Here is a 13,123-nt window from a genome sequence, read left to right as displayed (position 1 = left end):
AAAGTATTTTGTTGTGTAAGACTTAAACAAGGTGGGTGGAAAAAAGGGAAAATTATAAAGGAATCTAAGCTACTATTTTCAATATTCACTGATTGTGTCAGGTAGTATGCGGATTATACTCTATTAAAGTGGGTGAATGGGTGGGTGAATAAACTGGAAAAAGAAAGACTTTTAATCATACTACTTTTGATCATAATAATGTGTTCGGTTTTATGGTTTATTCTTCATTTTTTTCTATCTGTGCCATAATATCTTCTAATTCTCCTAAGTCAGATGTTTGGAAGAGATGCAGCGTTTCACGACTAAAGCTTTCAAAATCTTCAAACTCTCTCTCACCTAAAATATAATGTGTTTCTGGATTGCCTTCCTTATCGTGTTTCTGAATAATGAACCTTTCTATTTTCTCATTATAAAATTTGCGGAGTAATATTGAGTATGCCACAACCTTGTCTTTGTTTTCATAAGGAACTAGTAAATCATTATAGGCATTAGATGGCATGTATTTAAGTTTTGTTGTTGCTATTCCTTTACCATATTTAAACCTAATTTTCTGGTTGTGCTTTTTTTTGTCGGGAAACATAGTATGCACAATCTTAGTGTCTTTATAGGTTATAAGATGGTATTTTTCCTGAGAACCATTTTCATAAAGATATTCTCCGGTATATTTATCAAAAAGGTGTGGGCTGTGATTTTTTGTTATGTTTTTGTTTTCAGAACAAAAAATAGCATCGGCAATTTTTACATAATCAATTATTGGCATCATCTTGGGATGAAACTTAGTCGGATTGTCCAGTTTGAATTCAGTTTCATCTTTTTTAACCCAAAAGTTTTGAAATGAAAAATAGCTATGTCTTTCATTTAGGTGCTTAAAACCGGTATCTGCATTACCTATTACGAATATTAAATGGTTATGCTTTGAAATGGTTTCGATTGTTTTTTCGGTTGCCTTTCCATCCATTACAACCGTGTTCCAATAAAAATCAAAGTTATCTGCAGCATTATTTTGAATTTCCTGCAACTCTTCTGTAGTAAATAATTGTTCATTTTCTCTTAGCACAATTCTTATTATTTTCCTTTAGTAAATTTATTTGTTTTTGTATTTTACCAATTAAGTTGGTTAAATATGCGTTTTTATTGAAAAATAATTTAAAAACATTTAATCTTAATGGTCTAAACAAGAAATTAAACTTTGGCAAAAAACGATTGCATTTTGCCAAAGTTTAATTTTTTAAAAAAGTAGTATATCGGTTAATTCTAATTGTAAACAGAATGTTTATTCCTTGAATTCGGACTTATTGTTACCATCTGTGCCTATCACTGTTCAAGCTTATTTTAAAATTATGTTTCTTCACTTTTGTTTCCAACACCTATAATACAAGCTGCAATACGTTTATCAATTTCATCAGCTATGATTGAAACTTTTGCAATCTTACTTATTGTTTCCTTATCGAGCTGAATATTTTTGTATTCACTTTTGAGGCTATAATAATTCAAAACTGTTTTTTTGCGTCTTAATTTATCTCGTTTAATTTTGAGATAGGGTTGTAAAATTACTATCCATTCTTCGGCTAACCTTTCAAAGTCTACCGCTTTATTGGACTTGAGTTTCATTATTTTCAATATGCGGTTATATTCGTCTTTTGTATCATTATTAATGTCTTTTATTTTTAACTTTTTATCCAGAATATACTCAGCTACGTCTAATGCTCTTTTTTTCTTTGGGGGTAATAATTCTCTTTCCTTAGCTTTAAAGAGCTTGATATATTTTTCAAGTGCTTTATCATCCCATTTTAGCCCCTCGGATTCAGTAGTTATATTTTGTCTCAAATGAGAGCACACATCGGGATAGTCAGTATGAATATTATTTTTACTATCGATAAAATACCAGCGTGGGCTTTTGCTTTTTTCTCCTTTCAGAGCAACAAAACACCAATCCTCAGGGCAAGAAACGAAACTAACCCGAGTTTTTACCTCTGAACTTACATTAGTAAATTGATTATAAGTCTCTTCATCTATCAATGGTTTATCACCTTCTTTCAAATCTATAATCGACTGAAAGCTGTCGTGAATACCTGCCCAAGATTCATCTTTATCTACAAATTCTTTATACTCATTAATCATAGCATCAGTTGAATCTGTTTTTGTAAAAGATGGTCCTTTTAAATTATCCGGGACATTGAAATTGGAGCCATAAATCTGCTCTACCATATTGTTAGTGTCAATTATTCGCTGGTCCGCATTTAATGCATATTCCTCGGTATCATCAGGCCAATAAATATCAATGTCCTTATGCATGCTGTCCATTCTATCGACTCGCCCGATACGTTGCTCGACAATTCTTAATACGCTAGGCATATCCAATAAAAATACGCAAGATGCTTTTTGCAAATCAACACTTTCGGACATTTTATCAGAACATAGGGCAATGTATTTGCCTTTTTCGATTGAATCTAATTTGAATATATCTAATATTTTGCTGCTTTCTTTATCCTTATCACTTCCCGACGCTACTAAAACTTTTTGGTTTGGATAATTGACTTCAAATAACTTTTTAAGATAATATAATGTAATTACTGTACTATCAAACGCCAATATGTCTGCATGGTCTTTTGATGTTTTTATCAGTTCTTTTACTTTTCCCAATTCTCTCTTACCTGATAACTTTTTAGCCAGTTCTGATATTTTTTTATATATCTCATAGTCTTTATTGCATGCAGTGATATACAAATCTTTATCGTTGAGCCAAGGAGGGAAAAAGGTTTCCAAAAATTTTTTGTTTCGTGATGGAAGTTTTGAAGACTGAATAATATCCTGAATTTTTTTTAACTTATCACCAGAGACATTACTTTTTCCTCTGAACCCAAAAAAATCTTCAGCTGCTTTTGTTCCTTCAATATGTTCAACTAAAGCAACATGAGAAGAACGCAATGCTGCTCTAACCATATAAATGGATAATGCCTTTGCCGACGTAATCCTTCTTTTAATATATGTTTCTAAACTTTCTTCTTTATTTATCTCGTAGCTAGGGAGGTTAAAAGAAGTTAGATAGGTAATGCCTTTTAATGTCTTAACAAGTTCATTAATTTCTTTTACAATGACTATGTCTTTTTCCGTTTCCTGAGTTGTATATGTTTTCTCATGTTGTTCCGGAAACCGACATATTTCGTCTAGTCTGTTTACATATTTGGCTGGTTCTTTATCAATTTCTTTGTTCAACTTTTTTTTGGTTCTTCGCACCGTGAATTTGCTGATAAATCGTCGCAGCATCTCAACTTGCTCAGTGTCGTGTGCTTTTAATTTGGGTTTGGCTTTTAGTTCCTGAAAGGTTGTAAAGTCTTCATCTGAGAGGTTGTCAACATCTAGTAATTCAATTAAATGTAAAAGGTCTTCTACCTTTTTACTGATTGGGGTTGCGGTTATTAGGATTTTGAAATCGGCTTTGTTGTCTTTAATTAAATGAGTCCTATGAGTATCAGGAGATAGATAGTTGTGAGCTTCGTCAATAGTTAAGATATTAGCAATGTTGAGTTCTTCAATAACATCTTTATGTTTTTTACTATTAGGAGTGCTTAATATTCCCATTGAGCGTTGTGAATGACCAATCCTTCTAAATGCTTTGAATTCATCACCCCATTTGTCAACTACAAGTGGGGGACATATAATAAGTGATTCCGTTCGATAGTTTTTGCCTATTTCGAATAACCAATGCTGTAATGATAGGATGATTGCTGTGCAAAGTTTTGTTTTTCCTGCACCTGTTGGATCGGCTATTAAAACATTTGATTGGTTTTGGAGTATTGATACTCCCTGTGCCAAACCTTTCCATTGCGTTGGCCAAAGATTGGTTTGCTGTATGTTAGAAATAATTTCTTTGTATTCATCTAACCAATTACCTTCCAATATTTCTGCTATTGCTCTTGCTAAAGCCTCTTTCCAATCAACTTCTTTTATTAAGTCTTTTAAAAGCGCTATGATTTTGCTGTTATAATCGGAAGCATCTTGGTAATAGGAATCTGCTATTTGTTTAATATCATTGTATTGGCGTTGAGAATAAAAATTATCTTTATCATTCTCAACCCTAATATTTGCTTCTTCCTGTATGTTAAGCCCATTATAACTAAAATTTGAAGAGCCTAGCATTGCAAAAGAGTCACCAACATAAATTTTAGCATGAAGTTTATTGCGAAAACGGAATTCAATTTTGCCGCATTTTATTTTTTCAATGAGATGAATTACAGCCCCTCCCTGCATTATAGACAATCCTTCTTTTAACCAAAAATCTTTAATTTCCTTATCCAGTTCGAGTCTTACATATTTTTTGCGTCCCACCAAATTAGGTTCAAACCCAATAAGAATGCGGACTTTTTTATGGTTATCAAAATCCTTTTTTCCGAAAAGGTCAATGAGGTTTGATAGGGACGTAAAACCGGTAACAATAATATAATTGGCACTTTGCTCAATATCATTGTAAAGTATTTTTTGAACCGTTCTTTTGTCGCTCTTTATATTGATAGGAAATAATTCCTGAGCAGGCCAAATATGGGTGTCAAAATCCATTACAACTTGGTCCTTATCACTTTTTCTTGCCATTTTATGTTGTGGATTTTCAGGGTGTTAAATGATAAATATAAGAAATATCGGTTTATTATAACTGAATTATTTATATTTAGTCCTAGAAAACGAGAAGATATTTCTATTCAAACAGTTTGTATTATGTCAAAAATCTATTCCTATGTTTTAAGATTTGATGATGGAGCAGCACCTAATCCTTTCTGGGAAGTATGTACTTTAGCCATATGCAAACCCGCAATCAGAAGGAAAGCGGAACCAGGAAGCTGGGTTATTGGCACCGGATCAAAGTATTCCAAGTGCAATGATGGTAATACTTATGATTTTAGCGGTATGCTTGTTTATGCCATGAAAATAGAAGACAGCTTAAGTCTGAAAAAATATGATGAACATTGCCAAACCCATTTACCTGCGAAAATCCCAGATAAAAGAAGCCTTGATTGGAGATTACACTTAGGTGATTCAATTTATGATTATTCAAAAGGGTTAGAACCTTCACAACGTAAAGGCAAGCATAATCTAAATGATCAGCCACGTGATTTAAGTGGCAAAAATGTACTTTTATCGAAGCATTTTTATTACTTCGGCGAAAATCCTATTTTGCTACCACAGCAATTTCAAAGGTTTGTAAAGAAAAACCAAGGGCATAAAATTATTCGTTATCAATTTCTTGTAGCAGAATTTGAAAAGTGGATTTCTACTCTTGGACCCATAGGTATGAGGTCTGACCCACAGCTTAGCTTTCAAACTATTTTGGAAATGGAAAAGGAAATTATCAATAACTGTACTAATAGTTGCAGTCATCTCAAAATTAAAAAATATTCCCATGGAAGTAACTGTAACCTTTAAGGAAATTAAAAAAGAGATAATTGCCCAACTGAATAAAGCAGAAAATGAAATAAAGCTTGCAGTTGCCTGGTTAACAGATGAAGACATTATCAGGGTGCTTGGGCAAAGGCAAGAGAAGGGAGTTATTGTGCAGATTGTCATATGCGATTCAACAGAGAATTTTAAGAAGACTAGTCATTTTGGAGGCTTATTGAGGTATGGTGGAGGCATGTGTATTGCAACTCAACCGTTTATGCATCACAAATTTTGTATTATTGATGATAAAGTTATTTTGAATGGTTCTTATAATTGGTCTTACCCTGCACAACGAAATAACGAAAATCTGCTGACAATGATACCCGATCTCAGCATTCGACAAGACAAGTTAGTATTATTAAATTTTAAGGCTGAATTTATTACATTATATAAAAATGCAACGAGAATAAATCAAGTTGCTGAGCTGGGAGTATTCAAAGCTAACAGTAGAGATATGGGAATAGTTCTGTCTGAGCTTGAGTCATGGGAAATAGAATTGCGACAGGAATTCGAGGATGCTGTACAAATGTCCATTGAAACTGCTGAAAAAGCAAAAATTAAACTTGATTTTCCAAAATTAAGAGAAAATATGCATCGTGATGGTGGAGGTGTAAACTTTGTTAAAAGGCTGTTGAATGACGAAATACAGACCAAAGAAATGAAATCGGGTTTTAGAAAACTTGAAGTGAACAATCCGCCGAGGATAGAACTTTCGCTTGAGTACCTTGTTGCAAAACCTAAGTTTCAAGCGTTGTTTACTGTTGATGAGGTAGCTTTTTGTAGAAACCTAATGCTTAAATACCATTTGTAAATATTTACACTTTTGGATAATCCAATTCTAAATCCTGTAAAATGTTACCAGTTTGGCCGGCATCTGACAACTCATCTCTATCATCGGATCGTGAATAGAACTTATTAAGAATACGAATTTCATTTTCAAATCCATTTTCTTTCAGTAATGCTAGTAGGGATGTCCTGTTATAGCCTGTGTTTAAATTCTTTGCCTTATACTTACTATTGTCCATCTTAGTAAGGAATTCCAAACCGTCGTCATAAAAATTTGCGGATGTTATAAAAACCGCTTTCACGGGAAGTTCTGATAATCTTGCCTTGTAAAAGTTCTCTGCAAACGGAAGTGTTTTTTTAAAGAACCATTTTAAACTGGCTTTGGTATTGCTATCACCGGTTTTAATAGTTGCGCCCGCCTGATACCCTTTTAACTCCACAAAAATTAATTCGGGTGGGTTGCTGGACTCGATGATATAATCGTATTCGTATTTTTCCTTTTCACCCACCTCGTTGATTCTTTCAAGTATTTTACCCCTTTTGATATTCGCATTGGGATAAAGTATAGTTAGTAATGGATACATAAGAAATTCAAATAATGTACCACGCAGTTCTTTTAAAGCTTCATCCTGGCCGGCACTACTAATGGTTTTTAATATGCCTTCGATTGTGTTATCAATCTGGTCATTCCTGAATAGCAATATTGACAACTCAGCCATACGGTCTAGAACTTCATAAATTCGAGTACCAAAAATTGAGGCTACGTCAAAGGCCAATATCCCATTCATTTTAATCTTATTAAATGTATGGTCTGAGCAGGATTTATAAACTATAATGGGAAGTATTTTTCTGTCTCCTTCCTTTACCGAATTTAAATTTATCTGAATTCTTGATAAAAATGCATCTAGGTGTATAGCGCTATACTCCTCCGCCAAAACTACATCTAGCGCTACTAAGGTTTGTTTGTCACTTGTAGTAGCCCGGGCACCCATTATATGATTTATTCCTGTTGCTTTTGTGTACGCAAAAGCATCCCAGACTAAATTATTATGGACCGCACCAATTTGAGGTGTTTTTTTGTTTCGATATATAACCCCATTGTTATCTATAATATTAGAGTTTCCTAACCATCGGAGAATGTCAGGAAGCACAGTACAATCCATAACCATTTTATTGAAATGAAATGCCATCATCATACCTTCGCGCACTTCGTTTACTTCCTTTTTATCCTCTTTGTATATGATAAAAACAACATCATTCCGGTCTTTCTTTTTATATATGATGTCCAACTTCATCAACAGCGTTAAGATGTCTTCAAGTGATGTAACCTTGGTAGAACTCTCTTCAAGTGGTGCAGCTGTAATTTTAAGGGCTTCATAGTAGGATGTAATGCCCCCATTTTGATCCATAAGTTCCAATAGCCGGTAAATAGGAGGGCGGGACTTTTGAGTAACTGTCTTTATGCCTTCCTTGTCAAAATAGTGCTCGTTATAGATATAGACATATTGCCCTTTTCCAAATGTATATGGCTTTGATGATTTGATTACTTTTTGGTCAACAGCCCTTGCAACAATTTTTCTCGCATTTTCGGGTGTAACATTGAAAGCTTTCATTAAAGCATTATGAATGTCCATTGCCGATTCAAATAATTTTTTCTTTAGTAAATTATTTAAAAAGACATTGTATTTTTCCTGAGCTGTTTCTTTTTTATTTTCCATTTTGTCACGCTGCCCTTATAAATTATATTTTTAACCCCTTTAGCGCTGCACAATTTTTTTGAAGTAAAGTGTCTTTAAAATTTAATATTCTGATTATCAATTATTTAAATTTATTAAAAATAGCATATATTTATTTTTTTTTAAATTTATTTCCAAATCTGTCACAAGGTACGCAATAATTTTTTAGGGTTGCCAGTAATTTTTGAAACAGAAGAATAATTTGTACATATATAACGGATATAGTAATGATTATTAATGTTTGGCAAAAGCTAAAATATTTTGCCAAAGTTTAATTTTTGAAAAATAAGTCTTATCTTCACGTCATTAAAAATTAATTTGTGTGGATAAAACTCTTGAAAATAAACTAGTTAATTATTTTGAACAAAAAGATTCTCTTTCGAGAATGGATTTGATTGAGGCTATCCATGAGGATTATCCATCGTGGACACAAAGTACTATTACTGTCTATATGTCGAAATTGACAAAGGCAGGGAAATTACGCAGACCCTATCGAGGAATGTATACTTTGAGTCTTAAAAAAGTCTTTCATCCGGAAATCACACCGTCACTTAAAAAAATGTATAATAAAGTTCATAGGGAATACCCGTTTGTTAATTGCTGTGTATGGGATTCGCGTTGGCTTAACAGCTTTATGCGTCATCAACCCTTTAAACAATATATCATTATTGAAGTAGAGAAAGATGTATTAAGCCAGGCATTTAACAGCATAAATGAATCAAACAAAAATGTATTTTTGAATCCAGATTCAAACATTTTTGATTACTATATATCAAATGTAAACGAAGCGATAATAATAAAGCCATTAGTATCCGAAGCTCCTGTCAATAATGAAGGGAACATTGTAATTCCATCACTAGAGAAGTTATTGGTTGATATGCTTACGGATAAAGATCTTTTTGCCGCGCAACAAGGCGAAATTGAAGATATATTCCTGAATGCCTTTGAAAAGTATGCAATTAACGAATCGCGGATGAAACGTTACGCTATAAGAAGAAACCGGGAAAATGAAGTGATTGATTTGCTTAATTTAATTTCGGCAAAATAATCTGTTTTTTGCCAAAGCTTAATTATGATAGATAAAAAAACATATTCCAAAGAATGGATACTTGATTTAAAACAAAAGTTAGGTAAAAAGGTCGATGCGAAACTAATTGAAAAGGTGGTATATGCTTTATCACTCTTAGAACAATTAAAAGTTAATGGCCTTGATTTTATTTTTAAAGGAGGTACAGCATTATTGCTTGCTACAAAAGAGCCGAAGCGATTTTCGATTGATATTGACATCATAGCGGAGCAATCTGAAGTTGATATTATTGCCATACTAGATAAAATTGTTGCTGCCGGAATCTTTACAAGATGGCAAGATGATAATAAACGCAAGCACACCCCGGATGCACCTATAGGACACTTTAAAATGTACTATAACAGTGTTATTGACAGCACTTATGAAGAGCCGATCTTACTTGATATTTTATATACCCCAAATCCATATCCGGAGACAATGGAAATTCCAATACAACATGATTGGATTAGTACTTCAGGAGAAATTCCGGCCGTTACTGTGCCAACCTTTGCTTCCATACTTGGAGATAAACTGACGGCATTTGCACCAAAAACCACCGGTATATTGTATAGTAAAAATAGATCCGTTGAGATTGTTAAACAGCTTTATGATATTGCTTTCCTATTTGACAACATTACTGATGCTGACCTGGCTATTGTATTATCAAGTTATGCTAAAGTAGTTGCTGAAGAGATTGGTTTTAGAAAATTGACTATTGGTGCTGATGAGGTTTTAACTGACACCTTTGAAGCTTGTTATGAGTTGGCATTGCGTAATACAGCTTCGCCTGAATTTGAGCAATTATTTTTGGGCATCAGAAACTTTACCAATTTTATCATTTCATCTTTTAATATTGATGAAGCAACGGTTGCCGCTGCCAAAGTAGCTTATTTGACTGAACTTATAAAAACCAATGCCAAAACCATAGATCGTTTTAATAATCCTGGGCAAATTACTCATTGGATGGTTGAGAATACTGATTATAATAAACTAAATAAATTAAAGAAAAATAATCCTGAAGCTTTTTATTACTGGTATAAAGCACTAGCAATTTCAAATAAATTATAATAATTACTGATTACAAAATTATGAATACTACTACTATAATTAGATCTATACGAGATATAATGCGAAAAGATACGGGTGTTGATGGTGACGCCCAAAGAATATCTCAAATGGTATGGATGCTTTTTATGAAAATATTTGCCGATAAAGAAGAAGATTGGAAGACTACAATTTCCTCATATAAAAGCCCAATCCCAGAAAATTTACGTTGGAAGAACTGGGCCAATGTAGAAAATAAGTTAACTGGTGAAGAATTGATAGAATTTATAAATTTAGAACTATTTCCAACATTAAAAAAATTAGATTCGTCTTCAAGTCAACAAGCTAAAATTGTAAAATCCGTTTTTGAGGACACTTACAATTACATGAAAAATGGTCAGTTGTTCAGACAAGTTATTATCGAAATTGATAAAATAAATTTTAATAGCTCAGACGAGAGACATGTTTTCAACGACATTTATGAAAGTATTTTAAAAGAATTACAAAGCGCCGGTTCTTCAGGAGAATATTATACTCCCCGCGCAATTACTCAATTTATGGTTGACATGATTGCCCCCAAATCAAATGAAAAGATCTTAGACCCAGCTTGTGGTACAGGAGGGTTTTTGACATGCAGTGTTGATTTTATACGTGATTCAGAAAAAAACGTAAATAGTACTGCGTTGCAAAAAAATATTATTGGAATCGAGAAAAAGCCTTTGCCACATTTACTATGTACCACAAATTTAATGCTGCACGGATTTGACTTACCAGCAATCAATCGAGATAATTTACTGACTAAGCCTTTCGACAATTGGAAAAAAGAAGATTTAGTAGACATCATTTTATCAAATCCTCCATTTGGGGGCATTGAGGAAAGCGGTACAGAGTCGAATTTCCCGGTAGAATTTAGAACAAAAGAAACAGCGGATTTATTTCTTATTTTAATTGTAAAACTCTTAAAAAATAAAGGACGTGCCGCCGTGGTTTTACCAGACGGTTTTTTATATGGTGAAGGTGTGAGAACAAGAATAAAAGAACAGCTTCTTGCCAATTGTAACTTACATACAATCGTTCGGCTACCACAAGGAGTTTTCAGTCCCTATACATCAATTAAAACTAATTTATTATTTTTCGAAAAAGGGTCACCAACGAAAGAGATTTGGTATTATGAACATCTTTATCCAATAGGCCAGAAAAGCTACAATAAGTCGCGTCCTGTTACGATTAAGGAGTTTGATTTAGAAAAAGAATGGTGGTATAATAGAGTTGAAGGAGATAATACATGGAAAGTTACAATTGAAGATATAAAGAAAAGAAATTATAATTTAGATATTTCCAGTCCATACTTCGGAGAAGGGGATGAGAATGTTTCGAGTTCTGATATAATTCTGAGATTAAAAAAATCAGTTGAAAATAGCGATCAACTATTAGCGCTTCTAAACAAAGAATTACAATGAAAAATTGGGCTACCGTTAAACTTGGCGACCTCCTAACCGAATCCAAAGTTGATGCAATAACTCCTGATACAAGAAATCGCATCCGCGTTAAATTAAATGTGGGTGGAATTGAGCAACGTCCAGAGATTAATGATAAGTCTGGTGCTACAAAATATTTTATTAGAAAAGCGGGACAATTTATTTATGGAAAGCAAAATCTTCATAAGGGTGCATTTGGAATTGTCCCTAACGAACTAGATGGGTTTGAATCTAGCTCAGATATTCCAGCTTTTGATGTAAGGGATGATTGTTATCCGGAATGGATATATTACTTTTTTAAACAAAATAATTTTTATAGTAGACTTGAGGTTTTAGCAAAAGGAATTGGGTCAAAAAGAATACAACCAAAACAATTATTCAATTTAAAAATTTTTCTTCCTACAAAGGAAGATCAACGAGAAATTCTTAATAAAATATCTGTAGTCGAACAGTATATTGACGAATTTGTGACCGAACTAGACAAACAAATTATCTTAATAAATAAATTAAAAAAGACTAATTTACAGGAAGCTGTCCAGGGAAAATTAACAAATGACTGGAGACTAAAAAATAAGTCTTTAGCACTCCATGATATTAATGCCATTCAAGAATTAAAAATTGAAAAACAACAAAAACTTTTCAATGTTCAGACTCAAATAAATAATTCAGACCAAAAATTTCCATTTGAAATCCCTTCGACATGGAAGTGGTGTAGTTTTAATGATTTCGTAAAACTTATGGCATATGGAACTTCTCAGAAAACTCACGATTTTTCTGATCAAGCCCCAGTACTAAGAATGGGAAATATAACTTCTGACGGAGGAATTATTTATAGTAATTTGAAATATATTAATTTAAATCATAAAGATTTACCAAAATTATATTTAGAAGAGGGAGACATTGTCTTTAACAGGACTAATAGTTATGAGTTGGTTGGTAAGAGTGCTGTATTTCATCGCCAGGAAAAGAAATATACTTTGGCTTCTTATCTAATTAAAATTTCTCTTTTCGATAAATACGTAAATCCAGATTATATTAATATATATCTTAATTCTCCTATCTGTAGAAGAACACAAATTGAACCTAATATAATTTCACAAACCAATCAAGCAAATTTTAGTGGGTCTAAGCTCAAAAAAATATTGGTGCCTTTTCCTCCAAAAAGTGAGCAGGACGAAATAGTAAAAAAAGTAGATATTATTAAGAACTTTGCATCTGAGTTCATTAGTCAAATTGAACGTAGAAAAATTGATTCTGAGCTACTTCTTCAAAAGATTCTCAATGATACCTTTGGCGACGGTGGAAACATTCTCGAGGAACTTTCTGAATTAACAACAATTCAAAATGAAACAGGATTTACGAATAAAAGCTTTACTATTATGGAAAATACAAAAAACCTGCATCAAGAAATTTTAAGCCGATTTGTAGAGAAGACATTTCAATTCAAAGAGATTGAAGATCTCTTTGCAACTAATTACGAAGAATCAAAGGATATTTTTTTTGAACTACTTAATTCAAATAAAATTAAATATCAATATGACGATAAAATAAAAACTTTTAAGTTCTCATTAATTTAACTG

At 32.8% G+C, this 13,123-nt stretch carries 9 protein-coding genes; 6 read left to right on the top strand and 3 right to left on the bottom strand.

Going from position 1 to position 13,123, the window contains the following annotated elements; all coding sequences use genetic code 11:
• Window positions 1-217: 217 nt before the first annotated feature.
• Together P1K33_RS13490 and P1K33_RS13485 are read right to left on the bottom strand one after the other, a co-directional pair.
• Window positions 218-1,057, bottom strand: coding sequence for a hypothetical protein (locus tag P1K33_RS13490; RefSeq protein ID WP_284653515.1), 840 nt, complete (start codon window positions 1,055-1,057; stop codon window positions 218-220).
• A gap of 281 nt (window positions 1,058-1,338) precedes the next feature.
• Complete coding sequence (locus P1K33_RS13485) at window positions 1,339-4,590, bottom strand: SNF2-related protein (RefSeq protein WP_284653514.1); 3,252 nt, start codon at window positions 4,588-4,590, stop codon at window positions 1,339-1,341.
• Window positions 4,591-4,713: 123 nt separating this feature from the next.
• Between P1K33_RS13485 and P1K33_RS13480 the strand changes: the two genes are divergently transcribed.
• Both P1K33_RS13480 and P1K33_RS13475 read left to right on the top strand, forming a co-directional pair.
• Entirely contained in the window at window positions 4,714-5,418 is a 705-nt protein-coding gene (locus P1K33_RS13480) for an Nmad2 family putative nucleotide modification protein (protein WP_284653513.1), read from the top strand.
• The gene (locus tag P1K33_RS13475) at window positions 5,396-6,244 is read left to right on the top strand and encodes a phospholipase D-like domain-containing protein (RefSeq protein WP_284653512.1); all 849 of its coding nucleotides are present in this window, start codon (window positions 5,396-5,398) and stop codon (window positions 6,242-6,244) included. The genes P1K33_RS13480 and P1K33_RS13475 overlap by 23 nt, the downstream gene beginning before the upstream one ends.
• A gap of 4 nt (window positions 6,245-6,248) precedes the next feature.
• Here P1K33_RS13475 and P1K33_RS13470 read toward each other — a convergent pair whose 3' ends face one another.
• A complete protein-coding gene (locus P1K33_RS13470; RefSeq protein WP_284653511.1) occupies window positions 6,249-7,937 on the bottom strand; it encodes a hypothetical protein in 1,689 nt (562 codons plus the stop codon).
• A gap of 340 nt (window positions 7,938-8,277) precedes the next feature.
• Between P1K33_RS13470 and P1K33_RS13465 the strand changes: the two genes are divergently transcribed.
• From P1K33_RS13465 to P1K33_RS13450, 4 genes are read left to right on the top strand one after another with little or no spacing between them, the layout of a single operon-like run.
• Window positions 8,278-9,003, top strand: coding sequence for a DUF6577 family protein (locus tag P1K33_RS13465; RefSeq protein WP_284653510.1), 726 nt, complete (start codon window positions 8,278-8,280; stop codon window positions 9,001-9,003).
• A gap of 24 nt (window positions 9,004-9,027) precedes the next feature.
• On the top strand, window positions 9,028-10,089 hold the full coding sequence (locus P1K33_RS13460) for a nucleotidyl transferase AbiEii/AbiGii toxin family protein (protein ID WP_284653509.1): 1,062 nt from the start codon (window positions 9,028-9,030) through the stop codon (window positions 10,087-10,089).
• A 20-nt stretch (window positions 10,090-10,109) separates the two neighbouring features.
• Window positions 10,110-11,525 (top strand): class I SAM-dependent DNA methyltransferase, encoded by a 1,416-nt coding sequence (locus P1K33_RS13455; protein WP_284653508.1) that lies wholly within the window; start codon window positions 10,110-10,112, stop codon window positions 11,523-11,525.
• Window positions 11,522-13,120: a restriction endonuclease subunit S gene (locus P1K33_RS13450; RefSeq protein WP_284653507.1), complete on the top strand. Its 1,599-nt coding sequence runs from the start codon at window positions 11,522-11,524 to the stop codon at window positions 13,118-13,120. Before P1K33_RS13455 ends, P1K33_RS13450 begins: the two co-directional genes overlap by 4 nt.
• Window positions 13,121-13,123 lie beyond the last annotated feature (3 nt).

This window comes from Flavobacterium terrisoli (assembly GCF_030167905.1).
GTDB lineage: Bacteria > Bacteroidota > Bacteroidia > Flavobacteriales > Flavobacteriaceae > Flavobacterium > Flavobacterium terrisoli.
This window is presented reverse-complemented; position numbering and strand designations above follow the sequence as displayed.